This window comes from Bacillus sp. URHA0034 (assembly GCF_056280405.1).
The window spans coordinates 4,606,528-4,624,169 of sequence record NZ_JBWCDK010000002.1; the positions used below are offsets into that span (position 1 = coordinate 4,606,528).

The window sequence follows — 17,642 nt, forward strand, 5'->3', positions numbered from 1 at the left end:
ATATTATAATTGCAAGGTACATGGATTGAATGTAAGTGTGTTGTGTTTCGGAGGGAGGGAAAGAGAATGTCTAAAACCGTCGTTCGTAAAAACGAATCGCTTGAAGATGCTCTTCGTCGCTTCAAACGTACAGTATCAAAAACTGGTACTTTGCAAGAGGCAAGAAAGCGCGAATTTTATGAAAAACCAAGTGTAAAACGTAAGAAAAAGTCTGAAGCTGCAAGAAAACGTAAGTTTTAAGAGAGGGTGTATTATATGAGTCTTCTCGAGCGTTTGAACAATGATATGAAACAAGCGATGAAAAACAAGGAAAAAGACAAACTCTCAGTTATTCGGATGGTGAAAGCTTCACTTCAAAATGAAGCGATCAAGCTCGGTACAAAAGAGCTTTCCGAAGATGCAGAGTTAACAGTCCTTTCTCGCGAAGTAAAACAACGCAAAGACTCCCTCCATGAATTTGATAAGGCTGGTCGTCAAGACCTAGTTGATAAATTGCGTACAGAACTTGAGAATATTGAGCTGTATTTACCGAAACAGTTATCTGAAGAGGAGCTGTCAGTGATTGTCAAAGAAACAATCGCAGAAGTCGGCGCAACATCAAAAGCAGAAATGGGAAAAGTGATGGCTGCTATTATGCCTAAAGTTAAAGGTAAAGCAGATGGTTCGCTCGTTAATAAATTTGTACAACAACACCTTTCATAAGTATTCTGACATAAAGACTGCAGGTTAATACCGGCAGTCTTTTTACATATTTGGATTGATTTGAAACTTTTTATTTCCTGAAACGTAAAACAAATAGTCAGAAAGAACTGTATCGAAAGGGGGAGGCTTGAATGATTGAATTTCTAACAAACCCGATTGTTGTTACCATCCTTTTAACCATTGCTGGAGTAGGAATCGTTTTGGAACTTTTTACAGCCAAATTTGGTATTGCAGGTTTAATAGGGATAGTTGCTCTAATCTTATTCTTTTATGGTCACTTTCAAGCAGGTTTAGCTGGATTTGGTACATTAATTTTATTTGTTGCCGGAATCCTGCTTATTTTTTTGGAGTTTTTTTTACCAGGGGCTATAGCAGGTACACTCGGATTCACAGCCTTACTATTGAGTCTGTTTTTAGCAGGCCAAGATGCCTTGCAAATGGGTGTTTCCATCTTAATAGCCATTGCTGTCTCTATTTTTATATTCTTTTTGATGATTAAGACTTTTGGAAAGAAACTTGTTTTATTTAATAAGATGGTACTATCAGATTCTGCTAGAAAAGAGGATGGTTATGTTTCAAATATTAACCGTACTGATCTCTTAGGAATGGAAGGCCGTGCTCTCACGATCCTGCGGCCGGCAGGTACCATTGTTATTAACAATGAACGAGTGGATGCTGTCACTGAAGGAGGTTTTATCGAGAAAAACGCTAGAGTGAAAGTCGTTAAGGTTGAAGGAGTACGAATTGTTGTGAGAGAAGTACAATAAATGTAAGGGGGCGTTTGTAAATGGATATTTTATCAGGCGGAACTATTTTTATTATCGTAGTTGTTATCATAGCCCTAATCCTTTTAGGAATTTTATTATCGTTTGTACCAGTTATGCTGTGGATCTCCGCACTAGCTGCAGGAGTCCGGATTAGTATTTTTACATTAGTTGGTATGAGGCTTAGACGTGTAACCCCAAGCAGGGTGGTAAATCCCCTAATAAAAGCCCATAAAGCCGGTTTGAATGTCACAACTAATCAGCTTGAAAGTCATTATCTTGCAGGTGGAAATGTCGATCGAGTGGTCAATGCGTTAATCGCGGCACACCGTGCCAATATTGAATTATCCTTCGAACGATGCGCTGCTATTGATCTGGCAGGACGTGATGTACTAGAGGCTGTGCAAATGAGTGTAAATCCTAAGGTCATTGAAACGCCATTCATTGCTGGTGTTGCGATGAATGGGATAGAAGTAAAAGCAAAAGCAAGAATTACCGTCCGCGCCAATATAGAGCGGCTTGTCGGCGGTGCTGGTGAAGAAACCGTTGTAGCCCGAGTCGGAGAAGGAGTGGTATCTACCATTGGTTCGTCTGATAGTCACAGCAAAGTTCTTGAAAATCCAGATTTAATTTCACAAACCGTTTTGTCTAAGGGTCTTGATGCCGGTACGGCCTTTGAAATCCTCTCGATTGATATTGCTGATGTTGACATCGGTAAAAATATCGGGGCGGAATTGCAAACCGAACAAGCGGAAGCAGATAAGAAAATTGCCCAGGCAAAAGCAGAAGAACGCCGGGCAATGGCTGTTGCTCTAGAGCAGGAAATGAAAGCAAAAGTACAAGAAATGAGAGCCAAAGTGGTGGAAGCGGAAGCGGAAGTACCGCTTGCAATGGCCGAGGCGCTTAAATCAGGGAATATTGGTGTAATGGACTATATGAATTTTAAAAATATTTCAGCTGATACTGATATGAGGGGATCAATTGGAAAAATGACAGGTGATAAGAAGAATGATCAATAGACCCGCTGTGCCAAGTAAGGAAGGTGATAAGTTTGGAAACCCTTATTATCATGATTGTTGTCGGTGTTTTCTCATTGATATTACGTAAAGCTAAACCGAATCAAGCATACACCGGTAGAAAGCCCTTAAGCAGCCGGGCGGGGAATATACAAAATTTCATGAAAGAGATTACTAATAACCCTTCAAATGTCACAAAGCAGGAACCGCTGCAAAGTCACAAAAATAAATTTGAAAAAGAATACCAGCAAGTAAGACAAGAGTCTGAAGCTGGCAGAATAGGGATGGCAGCGGTACGGAACCAAGCCGTAAATAAGGAGACATTAAAGAACCAAGAGGGAATCGAACCTCTTATAACAGATAGTCCGGATTCCCGGACAATCATTAATGGATTAATTTGGTCAGAAATACTTGGTGAACCACGTTCAAAGAAGCCCTATATGGTGAAAAATCGCTAATTGAACCAGGGACCTGGTAAGACTTTTTTCTATATTAATAATGTTGAGAGCATGAAACCTTTGGGTTCGTGCTCTTTTTTTTATTTTTAAAATTCGTAATACCCCTGTAAAAATGCAGTTTCATGTACTGCTCTTATCGCCTTTATAATATTACAAACTTGAGAAGAAGGCTGAATAATGGAAAAAAACGGATGTCTAGGTTCAATTAACCAGTTTTGGTACCGCATATGAAGGTTACTACCATAGTAAACCTTGTCCCAGTGACCTCGCCACGTGATTACATGAGAGGAGACGATGACATGAGTGTTCAGAAAAGTACAGATAGTTCGAGTCTGGCGGAAGTAGTTGACCGAATTCTGGATAAGGGAATTGTAATTGATGCGTTTGTAAGAGCCTCGCTAGTTGGTATCGAAATCCTAACGGTTGAGGCTCGGGTCGTTATTGCCAGCGTTGATACATGGCTGCGATATGCAGATGCAGTTGGACTGTTGAGCAGTGAAGCCCAGAACGACGGAGTCACCAATGAAAATCATACACCTAACCCTCGATTTAGCTTTTAAAAAATGGCTCTGTTAAACAATAGTGTTATTTTTTATATTCTGTTGATTGGAGCGGAAGGCGCTCGACTCCTGCGGGCGCCTGGAGTGGAAATCAACAGCCAAATTTAACAGAGCCAAAAAAATAAAGGAAAGAGGTAATTTGAATGACAACCGATGAAACCACTGAAAACACGAATGTAAAAGATTCGCAGGTAAGTCAGAGTAATGAAGAAAACAGACACAATGAATACAATCAGCAAACAACGCAAAATCAGCAATCTCAGCAATCTCAGCAAGACCAACGTTCTGAAGGAGATCAACAGTCAAAGGGCAGCCGGCAATCAGAACAGAAGAGCGACAGCACCAATTATTCAATAAATATGGCATTAGTGGGCGGGGTACTGGGCGCCGGGATTGGTCTCTTTATGAACCCTAAAGCCAGCAAGAAGGTGTTTAAAAACTTAGGAGAATCTGAGTTTGTCAAAGTGGCAGGTGAAGAATTTAAAAAGACCGCACAGGAACTCCTCGCTGGTGAGGCGCAAAACAGTATCCGATCCTTAGCCGAGGGAGCAATCAGCAAGCTGGATTCTGGTCTGTTCACAACCAAAAAGCTGAACAGCCAGAACGATAGTTCAAGTGGAACAGACCAAGCCCAACAGCACCAATCGGAAGAATACGAAAAGATCAAGGAAGACAACAAAAATGTGAATGAGCGTCTTGACCGTATTGAAAAAATGCTTAACGACCTGGTTAGTACGAAGTAGGAAAGGAGGGGCGGCCCAACCTAATGAACAAACCAATAAAAAAGGCTGTTGGTGAAATTGCCAAGATGGCGATTGAACACTCGCCAGAGCCTATAAAGGAAAAGGCAAAGGATTGGGTTTTCGACAAAGCCAAAGAAAAACTAGCGGAGCATATTCATGATAAAGCAGATGAGTTTACCGATAAGCTCCATAATGGCCAGGAAGAGTTTACTGACAAATTTCAAGATAAAGCTACCGGGGCAAAGGAAAAGACACAGAAGGTATTGTTGACAGCCAGAAATAAGCTTAGCGAAGTAGTGGAAGCCGGTCGGGAACTTCAAGAGAAGGTTTCGTCATCACATAAACATGATAATAAACAAAAAATAAAAGGCGCCAATGATATTAAGCGTGTTAGCAATATCAGAACCTCCAAGGACATTAAAGGTGCGACTAAAATCAAAAGCTATGAAAAAATCAAATCCTCAAATGACATGAAGAAGATAAGTTCTTAAATGGCATGATGAAAGGAGAATGTAACATGGCAGTTCAAAAAACAACAGATAGTTCCAGCCTGGCGGAGGTTATTGACCGCATTTTGGACAAAGGGATTGTGATCGATGCCTTCGTTCGAGTCTCAGTTGTTGGGATTGAAATTTTAACAGTCGAAGCAAGGGTCGTTATCGCCAGTGTGGATACCTGGCTGCGTTATGCAGAAGCGGTCGGATTGCTTACAGATGCGGTGGAAGAAAATGGACTTCCATCCCAATCTAATGAAAGAAACAGCGCACGCTTTAGTATCTAGATGAACGAAGGTACAGGGCCGGGGTTTCACATCCCTGGCCTGCAGCCTTAAAAGCGGGAGGCCAGCATGGAAATTAAAACAATTATTGCCAATGTGACCGATTTCTTCAATGAATTCGTTGCTCCAGTACATAAAATTACCTCTGTAGAAGAAGGTGAAAACAAGGGCTGGAAGCTTATCATCGAAGTAATTGAGGAAAAGGAATATATGAAAAAGTATGCCAAAGACGAAATGATTGGTGTGTATGAAGTATTTTTAAACGAAGAAAAAGAAGTCACCTCCTATAAACGAATGGATATCCGTTATAGGAGTTCGATTGGATAAGAAGTGACGTGGGAGCAGGAGGAAACCAGTGTGACGGTCTTAAAGAGTAAGATCAACAGGAAGTCTAAAACAATGGTTGAGGATGAGAAAACAGAAGACTTACTTTCCCGATCATTACAATACCTAAAAGCCGGCTATCCTATTCATTTCACAGGCCCTTCAGGCGCAGGGAAAACCTCACTGGCCTTGGAGCTTGCAAAAAGAAGAAAGAAACCGGCCATGCTCATCCACGGTAATCACGAGTTAAATAATAAAGATTTAATTGGTGATTTTACCGGATACACGAGTAAAAAAGTGGTCGATAATTATGTCCGTTCTGTTTATAAACGGGACGAAAGTGTCACGGAGACCTGGAGGGACGGTCGGCTGCTAGAAGCAGTCAAAAATGGCTACACGCTCGTTTATGATGAATTCACCCGCTCTAAACCCACCACCAACAATATCTTTTTATCAATATTGGAAGAAGGAATTCTTCCTTTATACGGGACAAAAATGACAGAACCATTTGTCCGGGTTCATCCTGAATTTGCTGTGATTTTCACCAGCAACCCTGAGGAATATGCCGGTGTTTATCAAACCCAGGATGCCTTACTAGATCGGTTGATCACCATCTTTGTTGACCATAAAGACAGTGACCGAGAGGCGGCGATTGTCTTGGACAAGGCCGAAATTGATAAGCGCCAAGCTGCAGCGATTACCTCCCTCGTAGCCGAACTGCGCAAGGTATGTAAAGGTGACAGCGGACCGAGTCTCCGGGCATCGTTAATGATCGCCCAATTGGCTGTCCAGCAGCAAATTCCAATCGAGGGGTCAGACCCTGCTTTTCAGCGTCTCTGCCTCGATATATTGGGGCATCAGATCAGCCGCTGTACTGAAGGGGAAGATCCTATTAAAGAAGCTGAACAATTGATTATTAAAGCTTGCCAGAACATGGAGTAAAGGAGAGTTTTACCATGAGCCAAGAAGAACAAATGGGAATTTATATCTTTTGCGGAATACAAACAGAGTCGGATGAGAACCTCGGAAAAATTGAAATCGAAGGTGAAACAAGAGAACTTTTCACGATTCGCTATAAAGACTCCGCAATGGTCGCAGCCGAGGTGCCGATGAAAATCTATCACCCTAACAAAGAGAATTTATTGATGCACCAAAATGCGGTTTCACAAGTAATGAAACGGAATGACACGGTCATCCCGGTCAGCTTCGGAAATGTATTTCATTCGCAAGAAGATGTAGGTGTGCTGCTCGAAAACCTGTATCCACAATTTGAAACACTATTCCCTGAAATCAAAGGGAAGGTAGAACTTGGATTGAAAGTAATTGGAAAAAAAGAATGGCTCGAATCAGAAGTGAACGGAAATGCACAGATTGAAAAATTGGCAAAAGCGGTCCAGGGCAAATCAGAATCTGCGAGCTACTATGAACGTGTTCAATTAGGTGGGGCTGCCCAGAAAATTGTCACCTCGCTAAGGAAGGATGCAGCACAGAAAGTGTTCGAGCCTTTAAAGGAACTGGCGGTTGCAGCCAAAACCAATGACCCGACCAGTGAAAAAATGCTGTTAAATGCCTCCTTCCTGGTAGATCGGGATAAAGAAGCCTTGTTTGATGAAAAAGTAAATGAAGTACATGACAAATGGGATGATAAAGTTGAATTCAGCTATAGCGGTCCGTGGCCCGCATATAACTTCGTGAATATCAGATTAACAGTCGATGCCTGATGCTTCACAAGTTAGTTTCTGCACCGATTAACCTCGTGATCAAAATCGCGGAAAAGGTGAAAGAAGAGGCTGATAAAGAATTGTACCACCTTCCCACCATTCAACAAAAGCTAATTCAACTTCAAATGATGTTTGAGCTTGGTGATATTCCTGAACATGCCTATAAAGCAAAGGAAGAAGAGTTGTTAATAAGATATGAAGTGGCTAAACGAATGGAAATGGAACAATGGGAACAGATGACAAAGAAGAAGTGAGGAAAAGCAGATGGACGGTCTAATTTATTTATATGGATTAATTCCAAGCGCCGAAGCAGATAAGAAGTCGTTACCATCTTTAAAAGGCTTTGATGGAACCAGTAATTTATACAGGATTCAGATAGAAGAAATTACCGCAATTGTTTGTAACCTGAATCCCGGACAATACTCGGAAGAAAATATTCAAGACCTGATCAACAGTGATATGGAATGGCTGCAGGAAAAGGCCTTTCATCATCATGAAACAGTAATGCATCTATCAACGATGTTCACTTTGGTCCCATTGAAGTTTTGTACTGTTTATAAAAATAAAGCCAGTTTGGAGACGACAGTTAAGGCGAATGAGCCCAAAATGTTGGAGACGTTTGACATGATTTCTGGAAATGAAGAATGGAATTTGAAGATTTACTGTGATGATGAACCCCTAAAAAAACAAGTAAGTGAAAGTAACCCGGTCATAAAAGCCAAACGGGCAGAAATCAGCCAGCTGCCAAAAGGACGGCAATTTTTCGAAAAGAAAAAGCTTGATAAATTGGTCGATTCGCAGCTTGAGGAAGAGAAAAACAAGGTAAGTGAGCAAATCCACTCGGATTTAGCTAAGTTGGCGCTAAAAGCGAATGTGAAAAGAACTTGGAGCAGCCAAGTGACAGGCAGGCAGGAGCAGATGGCATGGAACGGTGTCTATCTTGTTACTAAATCGCAAGTGGAGCCATTTAGGGAAAAAATTCGACAATATCAAAATCTTATGCAGGAAGAAGGATGGCTGTTTGTGGCAACGGGGCCATGGCCGGCTTACCATTTTTCCAGCGTTTCATAAGTGAGGACAAGCATATGTCAGTAACGGAATCGATTGAAAATAAGGATATCGCGTTAATTGATATTTTGGATGTCATTCTTGATAAAGGTGTAGCGATAAAAGCAGATTTAGTGATTTCCATTGCCGGGGTTGATCTCGTTTATCTGGATTTGCGGCTCCTGATTGCTTCGGTTGAATCCTTGGTTCAGACTCAAAATCGGAAAACTGTATCGTCAGAAGAATTTGATACACAGAGGGAGGCATTGATTGATGCAACCGGCCAGCCAAACACCAAATGGAAAGATTAATCTGGATCATGATAATGCAGAACATGGATTGGCACAGTTAGTGTTAACTGTCATTGAGCTGCTGCGGCAAATCGTCGAACGTCATGCCATTAGAAGAGTTGAAGGCGGGACGCTGACAGATGAGCAGGTTGAAAACCTGGGTGTCGCTTTAATGAAGCTTGAAGAAAAAATGGAAGAATTGAAAGAAATTTTTGGCCTTGATGATAAAGATTTGAACATCGATTTGGGTCCTTTAGGAAGCTTACTGTAAACCAGGAAAGGAGGAATTTTAAATGGAACATTCCATGCAATCAAGTACTATTGTAGATGTACTTGAAAAAATCCTGGACAAAGGTGTTGTCATTGCTGGTGATATTACAGTAGGGATTGCCGATATCGAACTGCTCACTATTAAAATTCGCCTTATTGTAGCTTCTGTTGATAAGGCAAAGGAAATTGGCATGGACTGGTGGGAAACCGACCCATATTTAACCTCTAAAGCCTCTGAACACACAAACAAAGTGCTTGAGGAAGAGAATAAGAGGCTTCTGGAACGGCTTGAATCTCTTGAAAAAAGCATTTCCAAGAACCGCTTAAATTCACCAGATTTCAATTATTAATAAGGAGGATTTTATTATGGAACAAACCAAAAACCCCGAAAACCAAATCGAGGAAACCAATAACCAACAAAACCAAACAGATGAAAACAAAAACGAGATAGGAACAAACGGCAGTCCGATTAAACGTTCATTAACAGGCGGCTTGATTGGAGCAACAGTCGGATATTTGGCGACTCCTGAGAATGGAAAAAAACTGATGGAGATGATACCAACAGATAAATTAAAAAGCACTGGACCTGACATCGGACAGGCCGTAAAGGAAAAATCAAAGAAAGCAGTCGATTCCATCGGCAAGCTATTCCATAAAAAAGATGATGTTTCAATAGAAGGATACTCCCAGGAACAGGATGAAACGGCTGGAAATGAAACATGTATTGAGTCTGGTGTTAAGAAAGGTGTGAAACAATTAAAGAAATCGTCTCCAAAGCAAGGAAATGAAAAAGTCAATGAAAGGCTGGATCGCTTAGAAGAAATGCTTTCGAAACTGATTGAACAAAAAGAAGGCCAGAAATCAGCATAGGTAACGCTCAGGTTTGTAAGAGTTTTTTCTTTATATCTATCAAACTAAAATTGGAGGGTTTTTAAAATGGCAGAAACTAAAACAATGGAAAACCAAACAGAGGAAACAAATAACACGAAAAGTCAAGCAGAGGAAGCACAAAGCACAAACAGCTCAAACAGCGGCACTCTTAAACGTTCAATCGCTGGCGGTATGATTGGTGCGGCTGTTGGGTATTTGGCAACTCCTGAGAACGGCAAAAAAATTAGGGAAACGATTTCTGTGGATAAATTAAAAAGCTCCGGCTCCGGGATTGGACAGGCAGTGATGGAAAAATCAAAGAATGCCGTTGGCAACATTAAAAATTCAGCTTCAAAACTGTTTGGCAAACAAGATGGGGATTCAATCGAGGAAACCACCGGCAATGAAATGTCAGCGGGGGCTGAAAATAAGTCTTCGAATAATAGTGAACAGAAATCCAATCAAGAAAGCCGTAGTCTTGATGGCAGACTTGATAGATTAGAAGAAATGCTGATGAAACTAATGGATGGAAATGGCCAGAGCCAAAACCAAATGAAAGAGGAGAAAAACAGCGAATCTGGAAAAGGGTCTTCCTTATCACATGAAATGAGCACAAAGCAGGAAGGTACACAACAAGATCAGGTGGGCAGCAGCAAGGGCCAATCTGAAACAAAGGGCCAGAAGGATAGTGAGGAATCTGGACAATTAACGAGTAATCAAGGATCTCAAAATCAGTCAGATAGCCAGGAGAGCGGAAAGGAATCTGAATCTCATTTGCAGGGGCCTTTGAAAAGACAGGAGACGGGGGTTCAATCCGGTGGTCAGGATAGTGAAGGAACCCACTCTAAATCCGAGGGCAAAGGGGATGATGAAAATTCACAACCCAAGGGAGAAGAGGAACAACTTCAATCCGAAGGTCTAGTAAACAGTGAAGGTGATGGACAAACCAAAGTAAAAGGCCAAGGCGAGTCAAGTCAAGAAGAGGCACCAAAAAATAAAGATTATGAAGCTATAAAAAAAGAAAATCAACAATTACAGGGTCGCTTAGGCAAAATTGAAGAGTTGTTGGCTAAAATGCTTGAAGTAAAACAGGGTGACACCCAAAACCCTGATAAGAATAAAGGAAATTCGAAAGAAACAGAGGAAAACTCACAAGCACAAGGACACGGAAACCAAGATAAAGAAGGTAAAGGTAAAAACGAAGAGTCCTCAAATGAAGGAAATGAAGAAGAACTCAGAAGGGATTTACAACAAAAAGGTTCCAGTGGAGAAGACTCTCACGAACAAGATCATGAGGACAGCGAAGATCTTGATGCTGAAGACGACGATAGGTCTGATGACGAAGAAGTAAGCCAAGAACAAAGCGAATATGAAGATAAAAAAAAACTAAACGATAAAAAACAAGAAGAGAGTAAAACGGATAAAAACCAAAAAAATAGTAAGAAGAATAACCCTAAATCCAGCAAAAACAATAAAGGTAACTCTGGTAACAAAGAATCAAAATCCACTAAGGCAGCCGAAGTGGACAAGGATAGTTACACAGTTCTCAACGAGGATGAGGATACCTATCTTCTCCTAAATGGATTGAGAAAGGAGAGCTAATAATGAGTATTAGTTCTGGCACAACAAAAGACAACATTCTTGAGTTTTTTGTACAAGCAGCGAATAAACATGATTTTTCTTTAGATATTACCTTAAATGTAAATGGGTCAGTTATTACCGGAACTATCATATCAGCGCAGGAATATTTTGATACACTGAGTGAAATATTCAAAGATGGTGATGATATCGCGAAAATGTTAAGCGAACAGCTTAGCAAAGCCGGAAAATCAACCCAATCTGACGTCGACTCTGAAGCGAACTTCATCCATATGAAAGAAACCAAGGTATACTGTGGAGACAGCAAGCCGACACCTTCAAAGGGTGACATACTCTGGAGAGGTAAACTCACTGAAGTAAATGGATTCTTTCTAGGGAAGATATATGAAAATAGTGATAAATAGTGATAAATAGTGTGGATTACAAATATGCAACAATCAATTACCAGGTGTAAACAAAATTGTACTTTCAACACCTTAGGAGTTGTTCTGACATAGCCGTTGCGGGGAAATCCCGCGGTCTGTTTTATGTAGCCTATAAATGCCGGCTGGGTTGGCATGGTTTTATTATAAAAAAGGTGCTAGAACCCCCTTTCGTTTCATAAATATGAGATGAAAGGGGGTTCTTTTTTATGGCAAAAAAATGGGGCCAGCTTGTTCGAAATTGGATGGCTAATAAAATGGATCTTCCTCAAGATGTCATGATGGATCTGCCTCGAATTACAATGATTGGACAAATCCATATATATGTGGAAAATCACCGCGGCCTGCTGTCTTTTACTGATAAAGAACTCCGTTTGTTGTTAAAACAGGGCCAATTGCTAATAAAGGGTAAAGGATTTGTCATAAAGACCATCCTGCCTGAAGAAATATTATTGCAAGGAAAGATAGATCAAGTCGTTTATATAAATGAAGATGCGGGAGGCAAAAAATGAAGAACCAGTGGATTGAATTTCTCTATGGCAGAGTTACCGTAAGAGTATCCGGCAAAGGGCTTGAACGTTTTTTAAATGTTTTAACAAGAAACGGTTTACATATTTGGCATGTCAAACGGCATGGCACCGAGACCATTACATTCAAGATGCGGGTTCAAGATGCGCTTAAGATTAGAAGGTATGCAAGAAAAAGTGAATGCAAAATAACCTTTTTACAGCGAAGCGGTGCACCATTTTTACTTAAAAGGTTATTGAAAAACAGCGGCTTTATGTTAGGAGCCGCCGCCTTTTTATTTATTATTTTGCTCCTATCTAATATGATTTGGGGAATTGAAATAAAGGGGGCAAAGCCAGCAACTGAGTATCAAATTCGTAAAGAATTGGACAAGATGGGTGTTAAAATTGGAAAAGTTCAATTTTCTGTTGCCAACGTTGAGGGGATTCAAAGACAATTAACCAATAATATTGGCGCCTTAACATGGGTTGGTGTGGAATTAAAGGGGACAACCTACCATCTGCAAGTAGTAGAGAAAAATGAACCAAAAAAACCTGAACAATCCTCACCACAAAATCTTATTGCAAAAAAGAAAGCCATCATTGTAAAAATGTTTGTGGAAAGCGGGCAAAAGGTTGTTGATATTCATGATCATGTTGAAAAAGGTCAGTTACTCGTTTCGGGTGCATATGGACAAGAAGATCAGCCCGAAATAACTGCCGCTAAAGGTGAAGTTTGGGGAGAAACCTGGTATAAAAGCCATGTCGAGCTTCCGCTCGTTACCAAATTTAACGTCTATAATGGGAAGGAAGAGCAAAAACATTCCCTATTATTAGGGAAATTAGAAGTACCCGTCTGGGGTTTTGGAAAACCTGAGTTTAAGCGGTATGTGACAGAAAAGAATGTCCATAAAATTCGTTTTTTAAATTGGGAATTGCCTATTTCTTATGTCAATAAGACGATCCGAGAGCGAGAAGTGTACGAACGAAGCTATTCCAAAAGCGAGGCCGAAAAAATGGCATTAGAACTTGCAAAAAAACAAATAAAAAGCAGTCTAGATGAGGATGCTATAATTAAAGATGAAAAAATTTTACACAAAGCAATGGAAAATGGTAAAGTTATACTAGATATCCATTTTAAGATAATTGAAAACATTGCAGTCGGACAACCGATTTCCAAGGAGACTCCTGATGACAGAGAAATTAACAACAATTAATGTACAGTTAGAAAATCCTGCAGAAGCTATTACGCTGCTAGGGAATTCTGATCAAAACCTAAAAACAATTGAAGAAGAACTAAATGTATCAATTATTACAAGAGGAGAATCTGTCAGTTTATCTGGTGATGAAGATAAGGTCATTTTGGCGGGCGAGATAATCGACAGATTAATTTTTGTAATCCGAAAAGGTATAAATATAGGTCAGCGAGATGTTCTTTACGCGATCCAAATGGCTCAGAAAGGTACTTTGGATTATTTTGTGAATTTATATGAAGAAGAAATCGGCAAAAATGTTAAAGGAAAAACGATTAGAATTAAGACACTAGGACAAAGACACTATGTGACAGCGATAAAGAAAAATGACCTGGTTTTTGGAATTGGGCCAGCCGGGACTGGAAAAACATATCTTGCAGTGGTCATGGCCGTGAATGCTCTTAAATCAGGTCAAGTAAATAGGATTATTTTAACAAGACCTGCAGTAGAAGCTGGTGAAAGCCTCGGTTTCCTGCCAGGTGATTTAAAAGAAAAGGTTGATCCCTATTTAAGACCTTTGTACGATGCGTTAAACGATGTTCTAGGGGCGGAACATACTCAAAGGCTTATTGAACGTGGTACAATCGAAATTGCTCCTCTTGCCTATATGCGGGGCCGTACATTAGATGATGCGTTCGTTATCTTAGATGAGGCACAAAATACGACCCATGCACAAATGAAAATGTTCTTGACTAGATTGGGTTTTGGATCAAAAATGGTGATTACCGGTGACCAAACACAAGTTGATTTACCTAAAGGTGCCAAATCCGGCTTAATTGTAGCAGAAGAGATTTTGCTAAATGTAAAAGGGATTTCGTTTATCTTTTTAGAACAAAGTGATGTTGTTCGGCATCCACTTGTCGGCAGGATCATTGAAGCATACGAAAAAAAGGGAAATCAGCACTAAAGTAAGCGGAAGGGATAAACCTTATTGGTTTATCCTTTTTCCATATTTAAACAAATTTTTCTTTTAAGGGTGAAACTTTCCTGAAAAACTGATATGATTTTACATAAAGCGCAATTTCTAGTAGTATTTTTGTTAGTCTTTTTAACTATTCCAATGATTGATTGGCCGTGGGTGGGGGGATTTAGTTGGATAAACTACAGCAGAACTTCATACGGATACGAAAATTACTTGATTTTACTATTTTTCGCATTTTATTTTTTATCGTACTTGGAATCGTTTTAGTCGGGGCGCTTTATAACCATGTGAAACCGGAAAAACTTGAGTTAAGCTTGTTCTCAGTTGCAGAAAATACAATTCGTTCTCCCGCAACAGTAGAAGATAAGGAAAGTACCGAAATCAAACGCAAAGAGGCTATTAATCAGGTACAGCCAGTATACGCTTTGAAAAATGAGTATACGCAAAACCGGGTGGATTTAATTTCTTCTATTTTTCAAGCAGCAAACGAGGTTAATAATGAAATTGAGGAAGCAACAAAAAAACAGGAGGAAGCAGGTTCTGATCAATCAACCACCAAAGAGGAACCCAGTGATTCTGAAAAAGAGTCACAACTAAAAGCAAAATTAACATCGAGTGTTTCGAAAGAGCTTTCTAATCAAGTTTTTGCAGCCTTAATTCATGCCAATAATGATGAACTAGCGATCGCAAAAGATTTAACGGTTACGGCAATCAATAATGTAATGACCAAAAGAATTTCTGCTGATGAGGTGGAAAATGCTAAGAAAAGGGTAGAAGAAGAATTAAAATACAGCACCTTAAATGATGAATTAAAATTAGCGGCTATTGAATTAGGGAGATATGCTGTTATCCAAAATGAGTTCTATGACTCAAACGCAACGGAGGAACTTAGACAACAGGCAGCCGAAAATGTGGAACCAGTAAAAATCCTTCAAGGACAAATCATTGCTGAAGAAGGAGAATTAATTAATCAGGATATCTATCGACGATTAAAATTGGTAGGTCTGATAAACAATGATCGTTCATATAAGCCATTTATTGGCTTGGTAGTGTTGATTTCGATTATCCTTTCAGCTATTTATTACTATTTTCATCAAATGAAATCGGTCCCTGAAAGGCGGCAAACCAACTTATTATTGTATGGGATTATTTTCATTCTCTCGATTTTTATTATGAAAATCATTAGTATGCTTCAGGTTTTTAGTTTCGAGGGGATCGGTTATATCTTTCCAGCTGCAATGAGCGGAATGTTGATTAAACTATTAATTGATGAAAAGCTGGCCATCTTTATGTCTATTCTTTTAGCTGTCTGCGGGAGTATCCTTTTTAATGAAGGAATTACCGGAACACTTAATTTTTCAGTAGGAATTTACTTCCTTTTTAGCAGTATTGCAGCTATTCTGTTTTTAAACAGCCATAATCGCCGTTCAAAAATATTCCAAGCAGGTATGTTCGCAACACTAATCAATATATTAACTATTGCTGCGTTAATGCTCCTCCCAAATGGACAGTATTCCGGGATTGAGTACGGCTATTATCTAATTACAGCACTAGTTTCCGGTGTCAGCTCCGCTGTGTTGACTGTTGGTTTATTACCTTTCTTTGAAGCAAGCTTTGGAATACTTTCAACAATCAGGCTAATTGAATTGTCTAACCCGAATCACCCACTCCTTAGAAAAATACTAATGGAGGCACCCGGAACCTATCATCATAGTGTGATGGTCGCCAATTTAGCAGAGTCAGCATGTGAAGCGATTGGAGCTAATGGGCTTTTGGCAAGGGTCGGGAGTTATTACCATGATATCGGGAAAACCAAAAGGCCTAACTTCTTTATCGAAAACCAAATAAATCATGAGAATCCCCATGATAGGCTGCCACCTGACAAAAGCGCAACTATTATTATTTCTCATGTTTTAGATGGAGCGGCAATATTAAGGAAATACCACATGCCAAAAGAAATTATCGATATTGCGGAGCAGCATCATGGAACCACATTGCTAAAATTCTTTTACCATAAAGCCCTTCAGGGGGAACCAGACATGAAAGAAGAGGAATTCCGTTATCCTGGCCCAAAAGCCCAAACGAAGGAATCTGCGATTGTTGGTATAGCTGACAGTCTAGAAGCAGCTGTGAGATCTTTATCACAGCCTACCCCGGAATTAATCGACTCGTTTGTAAAAAAAATAATAGCTGAACGGCTTGAAGATGGGCAGTTAAACGAATGTGATATTACGATGAAAGAAATTGAAACGGTCTCCCACACATTATGTGAGACATTAAAGGGAATCTTTCACTCAAGGATTGAGTATCCGGAATTAACCAATACAAAGCAGGTGAAACAAGCATGACATTACTTATTGACAGTGTTGACGAAACCAATGAATTGACAGAGCAGCAAATGCTTGATATAGAAAGATTAATTAAATTTGCAGCTTTAAAGCAGCAAATTGAAGAGCATAGTGAGGTATCTATAATCTATGTTTCGAATGAGCGGATTCATGAAATTAACCGTGAATACCGTGATAAAGATGCTCCGACAGATGTTATTTCCTTTGCGATGGAAGAGCTTGGCGAGGGTGAGATAGAATTATCTGGAATCGATATGCCGCGCATTTTAGGTGATATTATTATTTCGGTCCCAAGAACAAAAGAGCAAGCTGAAGAATATGGCCATTCTTTTGAGCGGGAGCTAGGATTTTTAGCTGTTCATGGTTTCCTCCACCTTTTAGGCTTCGACCACATGACAGAAGAAGATGAAAAAGAAATGTTTACATTGCAAAAGGAAATTTTGAACGATTATGGACTCACACGATAAAAGGAAACGTTTCATCTCATTGAGTTCCTTTTCCTTTGCGATTTCAGGAATTCTCACAGCCATTCAAAATGAAAGAAACATGCGGTTCCATTTGATAAGCTCGTTAATCGTTTTAGGGTTATCATTTTATTTTTCCATATCAAAAATAGAGTGGCTCCTCGTTCTCTTCACTATTGGAGGGATGTTTGCCCTGGAATTAATGAATACAGCAATTGAGCGGGTAGTAGACCTTGTGACGGCAGAATATCATCCGCTTGCAAAACAAGCGAAAGATATCGCTGCAGGAGCTGTGTTCGTTTATGCGGTATTGGCGGCGATTGTGGGTATCATGATCTATTTACCCTATGTATTAAAACAGTTCTAGAAAAAAATAAAAATAATCTTGATTTTAACCGATTTGAAAAGTAATGATCATTTCGGTAAAATAACTAAAATAATTTGTTTTAAAAGACAAGTTACGTTATGAGAAAATTCTAACTTTTGAAAATTTTTTATTACTTTTTCGCTACAAGTAATGATTTTCTCTAATATTTGAGGTAAAATAAAGAAACAGCAGATACCTGCTGGAAGGGAAGACGTTTT

The 17,642-nt window shown here is 39.7% G+C and carries 26 protein-coding genes; all 26 read left to right on the forward strand.

Translation table 11 applies throughout. From position 1 onward, the window contains the following. The first annotated feature begins 66 nt into the window (after window positions 1–66). The 26 genes from rpsU (at window position 67) to ACZ9EE_RS24215 (ending at window position 17,424) form a co-directional block, all read left to right on the forward strand. Window positions 67–240: a 30S ribosomal protein S21 gene (gene rpsU, locus ACZ9EE_RS24090; protein ID WP_007087607.1), complete on the forward strand. Its 174-nt coding sequence runs from the start codon at window positions 67–69 to the stop codon at window positions 238–240. Between the two features lie 15 nt (window positions 241–255). Then, window positions 256–702 carry a GatB/YqeY domain-containing protein gene (locus tag ACZ9EE_RS24095; protein ID WP_215043725.1) on the forward strand — a complete coding sequence of 149 codons (447 nt, stop codon included), beginning with the start codon at window positions 256–258 and terminating at the stop codon, window positions 700–702. A gap of 131 nt (window positions 703–833) precedes the next feature. Next, window positions 834–1,469, forward strand: coding sequence for an NfeD family protein (locus ACZ9EE_RS24100; RefSeq protein WP_476031170.1), 636 nt, complete (start codon window positions 834–836; stop codon window positions 1,467–1,469). Between the two features lie 20 nt (window positions 1,470–1,489). After that, window positions 1,490–2,485 carry a flotillin-like protein FloA gene (gene floA / locus ACZ9EE_RS24105; protein ID WP_476031171.1) on the forward strand — a complete coding sequence of 332 codons (996 nt, stop codon included), beginning with the start codon at window positions 1,490–1,492 and terminating at the stop codon, window positions 2,483–2,485. A 32-nt stretch (window positions 2,486–2,517) separates the two neighbouring features. Beyond that, window positions 2,518–2,940 (forward strand): hypothetical protein, encoded by a 423-nt coding sequence (locus ACZ9EE_RS24110; protein ID WP_476031172.1) that lies wholly within the window; start codon window positions 2,518–2,520, stop codon window positions 2,938–2,940. A 299-nt stretch (window positions 2,941–3,239) separates the two neighbouring features. Then, window positions 3,240–3,500 carry a gas vesicle structural protein GvpA gene (gene gvpA / locus ACZ9EE_RS24115; RefSeq protein WP_476031173.1) on the forward strand — a complete coding sequence of 87 codons (261 nt, stop codon included), beginning with the start codon at window positions 3,240–3,242 and terminating at the stop codon, window positions 3,498–3,500. A gap of 143 nt (window positions 3,501–3,643) precedes the next feature. After that, window positions 3,644–4,243, forward strand: a complete 600-nt coding sequence (gene gvpT, locus ACZ9EE_RS24120; RefSeq protein WP_476031174.1) for a GvpT/GvpP family gas vesicle accessory protein — start codon at window positions 3,644–3,646, stop codon at window positions 4,241–4,243. A 23-nt stretch (window positions 4,244–4,266) separates the two neighbouring features. After that, a complete protein-coding gene (gvpQ, locus tag ACZ9EE_RS24125) occupies window positions 4,267–4,734 on the forward strand; it encodes a gas vesicle protein GvpQ (RefSeq protein ID WP_476031175.1) in 468 nt (155 codons plus the stop codon). Window positions 4,735–4,760: 26 nt separating this feature from the next. Continuing rightward, complete coding sequence (gene gvpJ, locus ACZ9EE_RS24130) at window positions 4,761–5,024, forward strand: gas vesicle protein GvpJ (protein WP_476031176.1); 264 nt, start codon at window positions 4,761–4,763, stop codon at window positions 5,022–5,024. Window positions 5,025–5,090: 66 nt separating this feature from the next. After that, window positions 5,091–5,348, forward strand: a complete 258-nt coding sequence (gene gvpO, locus ACZ9EE_RS24135) for a gas vesicle protein GvpO (RefSeq protein ID WP_476031177.1) — start codon at window positions 5,091–5,093, stop codon at window positions 5,346–5,348. Between the two features lie 30 nt (window positions 5,349–5,378). Then, window positions 5,379–6,287, forward strand: coding sequence for a gas vesicle protein GvpN (gene gvpN, locus ACZ9EE_RS24140; RefSeq protein WP_476031178.1), 909 nt, complete (start codon window positions 5,379–5,381; stop codon window positions 6,285–6,287). A 14-nt stretch (window positions 6,288–6,301) separates the two neighbouring features. Further along, complete coding sequence (locus ACZ9EE_RS24145; protein ID WP_476031179.1) at window positions 6,302–7,066, forward strand: GvpL/GvpF family gas vesicle protein; 765 nt, start codon at window positions 6,302–6,304, stop codon at window positions 7,064–7,066. Further along, on the forward strand, window positions 7,066–7,320 hold the full coding sequence (locus tag ACZ9EE_RS24150) for a gas vesicle protein GvpG (protein ID WP_476031180.1): 255 nt from the start codon (window positions 7,066–7,068) through the stop codon (window positions 7,318–7,320). The genes ACZ9EE_RS24145 and ACZ9EE_RS24150 overlap by 1 nt, the downstream gene beginning before the upstream one ends. Window positions 7,321–7,330: 10 nt before the next feature. After that, window positions 7,331–8,137, forward strand: a complete 807-nt coding sequence (locus ACZ9EE_RS24155) for a GvpL/GvpF family gas vesicle protein (protein ID WP_476031181.1) — start codon at window positions 7,331–7,333, stop codon at window positions 8,135–8,137. Window positions 8,138–8,151: 14 nt separating this feature from the next. Next, window positions 8,152–8,424, forward strand: a complete 273-nt coding sequence (locus ACZ9EE_RS24160) for a gas vesicle protein (RefSeq protein ID WP_476031182.1) — start codon at window positions 8,152–8,154, stop codon at window positions 8,422–8,424. Then, window positions 8,387–8,674 (forward strand): gas vesicle protein K, encoded by a 288-nt coding sequence (locus ACZ9EE_RS24165; protein WP_476033068.1) that lies wholly within the window; start codon window positions 8,387–8,389, stop codon window positions 8,672–8,674. The genes ACZ9EE_RS24160 and ACZ9EE_RS24165 overlap by 38 nt, the downstream gene beginning before the upstream one ends. Window positions 8,675–8,696: 22 nt before the next feature. Further along, complete coding sequence (locus ACZ9EE_RS24170) at window positions 8,697–9,023, forward strand: gas vesicle protein (RefSeq protein ID WP_476031183.1); 327 nt, start codon at window positions 8,697–8,699, stop codon at window positions 9,021–9,023. A 16-nt stretch (window positions 9,024–9,039) separates the two neighbouring features. Then, a complete protein-coding gene (gene gvpT, locus ACZ9EE_RS24175; protein WP_476031184.1) occupies window positions 9,040–9,543 on the forward strand; it encodes a GvpT/GvpP family gas vesicle accessory protein in 504 nt (167 codons plus the stop codon). 66 nt (window positions 9,544–9,609) lie between these two features. Continuing rightward, window positions 9,610–11,145, forward strand: a complete 1,536-nt coding sequence (gene gvpT / locus ACZ9EE_RS24180; RefSeq protein WP_476031185.1) for a GvpT/GvpP family gas vesicle accessory protein — start codon at window positions 9,610–9,612, stop codon at window positions 11,143–11,145. A 2-nt stretch (window positions 11,146–11,147) separates the two neighbouring features. Further along, entirely contained in the window at window positions 11,148–11,546 is a 399-nt protein-coding gene (gvpU, locus tag ACZ9EE_RS24185; RefSeq protein WP_476031186.1) for a gas vesicle accessory protein GvpU, read from the forward strand. A 227-nt stretch (window positions 11,547–11,773) separates the two neighbouring features. Further along, window positions 11,774–12,076 (forward strand): sporulation protein YqfC, encoded by a 303-nt coding sequence (yqfC, locus tag ACZ9EE_RS24190; RefSeq protein WP_476031187.1) that lies wholly within the window; start codon window positions 11,774–11,776, stop codon window positions 12,074–12,076. Further along, a complete protein-coding gene (gene yqfD, locus ACZ9EE_RS24195; RefSeq protein WP_476031188.1) occupies window positions 12,073–13,287 on the forward strand; it encodes a sporulation protein YqfD in 1,215 nt (404 codons plus the stop codon). The genes yqfC and yqfD overlap by 4 nt, the downstream gene beginning before the upstream one ends. After that, window positions 13,262–14,230 (forward strand): PhoH family protein, encoded by a 969-nt coding sequence (locus tag ACZ9EE_RS24200; protein WP_476031189.1) that lies wholly within the window; start codon window positions 13,262–13,264, stop codon window positions 14,228–14,230. The genes yqfD and ACZ9EE_RS24200 overlap by 26 nt, the downstream gene beginning before the upstream one ends. 185 nt (window positions 14,231–14,415) lie before the next feature. Further along, window positions 14,416–16,593 carry an HD family phosphohydrolase gene (locus ACZ9EE_RS24205; protein ID WP_476031190.1) on the forward strand — a complete coding sequence of 726 codons (2,178 nt, stop codon included), beginning with the start codon at window positions 14,416–14,418 and terminating at the stop codon, window positions 16,591–16,593. Then, the gene (ybeY, locus tag ACZ9EE_RS24210; RefSeq protein ID WP_476031191.1) at window positions 16,590–17,060 is read left to right on the forward strand and encodes an rRNA maturation RNase YbeY; all 471 of its coding nucleotides are present in this window, start codon (window positions 16,590–16,592) and stop codon (window positions 17,058–17,060) included. The genes ACZ9EE_RS24205 and ybeY overlap by 4 nt, the downstream gene beginning before the upstream one ends. After that, window positions 17,044–17,424 carry a diacylglycerol kinase family protein gene (locus ACZ9EE_RS24215; protein WP_476031192.1) on the forward strand — a complete coding sequence of 127 codons (381 nt, stop codon included), beginning with the start codon at window positions 17,044–17,046 and terminating at the stop codon, window positions 17,422–17,424. Before ybeY ends, ACZ9EE_RS24215 begins: the two co-directional genes overlap by 17 nt. The last annotated feature ends 218 nt before the right edge of the window (window positions 17,425–17,642 follow it).

What these genes read in the sequence shown, in the direction of transcription:
- gvpT (WP_476031184.1), top strand. Translation starts at nt 9,040, where the DNA reads ATGGAACAAACCAAAAACCCCGAAAACCAAATCGAGGAAACCAATAAC.
- yqfC (WP_476031187.1), top strand. Translation starts at nt 11,774, where the DNA reads ATGGCAAAAAAATGGGGCCAGCTTGTTCGAAATTGGATGGCTAATAAA.
- yqfD (WP_476031188.1), top strand. Translation starts at nt 12,073, where the DNA reads ATGAAGAACCAGTGGATTGAATTTCTCTATGGCAGAGTTACCGTAAGA.
- ACZ9EE_RS24200 (WP_476031189.1), top strand. Translation starts at nt 13,262, where the DNA reads ATGACAGAGAAATTAACAACAATTAATGTACAGTTAGAAAATCCTGCA.
- ACZ9EE_RS24160 (WP_476031182.1), top strand. Translation starts at nt 8,152, where the DNA reads ATGTCAGTAACGGAATCGATTGAAAATAAGGATATCGCGTTAATTGAT.
- gvpQ (WP_476031175.1), top strand. Translation starts at nt 4,267, where the DNA reads ATGAACAAACCAATAAAAAAGGCTGTTGGTGAAATTGCCAAGATGGCG.
- gvpT (WP_476031185.1), top strand. Translation starts at nt 9,610, where the DNA reads ATGGCAGAAACTAAAACAATGGAAAACCAAACAGAGGAAACAAATAAC.
- ybeY (WP_476031191.1), top strand. Translation starts at nt 16,590, where the DNA reads ATGACATTACTTATTGACAGTGTTGACGAAACCAATGAATTGACAGAG.
- ACZ9EE_RS24100 (WP_476031170.1), top strand. Translation starts at nt 834, where the DNA reads ATGATTGAATTTCTAACAAACCCGATTGTTGTTACCATCCTTTTAACC.
- gvpU (WP_476031186.1), top strand. Translation starts at nt 11,148, where the DNA reads ATGAGTATTAGTTCTGGCACAACAAAAGACAACATTCTTGAGTTTTTT.
- gvpJ (WP_476031176.1), top strand. Translation starts at nt 4,761, where the DNA reads ATGGCAGTTCAAAAAACAACAGATAGTTCCAGCCTGGCGGAGGTTATT.
- ACZ9EE_RS24150 (WP_476031180.1), top strand. Translation starts at nt 7,066, where the DNA reads ATGCTTCACAAGTTAGTTTCTGCACCGATTAACCTCGTGATCAAAATC.
- ACZ9EE_RS24095 (WP_215043725.1), top strand. Translation starts at nt 256, where the DNA reads ATGAGTCTTCTCGAGCGTTTGAACAATGATATGAAACAAGCGATGAAA.
- ACZ9EE_RS24145 (WP_476031179.1), top strand. Translation starts at nt 6,302, where the DNA reads ATGAGCCAAGAAGAACAAATGGGAATTTATATCTTTTGCGGAATACAA.
- floA (WP_476031171.1), top strand. Translation starts at nt 1,490, where the DNA reads ATGGATATTTTATCAGGCGGAACTATTTTTATTATCGTAGTTGTTATC.
- gvpO (WP_476031177.1), top strand. Translation starts at nt 5,091, where the DNA reads ATGGAAATTAAAACAATTATTGCCAATGTGACCGATTTCTTCAATGAA.
- rpsU (WP_007087607.1), top strand. Translation starts at nt 67, where the DNA reads ATGTCTAAAACCGTCGTTCGTAAAAACGAATCGCTTGAAGATGCTCTT.
- ACZ9EE_RS24215 (WP_476031192.1), top strand. Translation starts at nt 17,044, where the DNA reads ATGGACTCACACGATAAAAGGAAACGTTTCATCTCATTGAGTTCCTTT.
- gvpA (WP_476031173.1), top strand. Translation starts at nt 3,240, where the DNA reads ATGAGTGTTCAGAAAAGTACAGATAGTTCGAGTCTGGCGGAAGTAGTT.
- ACZ9EE_RS24155 (WP_476031181.1), top strand. Translation starts at nt 7,331, where the DNA reads ATGGACGGTCTAATTTATTTATATGGATTAATTCCAAGCGCCGAAGCA.
- ACZ9EE_RS24165 (WP_476033068.1), top strand. Translation starts at nt 8,387, where the DNA reads ATGCAACCGGCCAGCCAAACACCAAATGGAAAGATTAATCTGGATCAT.
- ACZ9EE_RS24170 (WP_476031183.1), top strand. Translation starts at nt 8,697, where the DNA reads ATGGAACATTCCATGCAATCAAGTACTATTGTAGATGTACTTGAAAAA.
- gvpT (WP_476031174.1), top strand. Translation starts at nt 3,644, where the DNA reads ATGACAACCGATGAAACCACTGAAAACACGAATGTAAAAGATTCGCAG.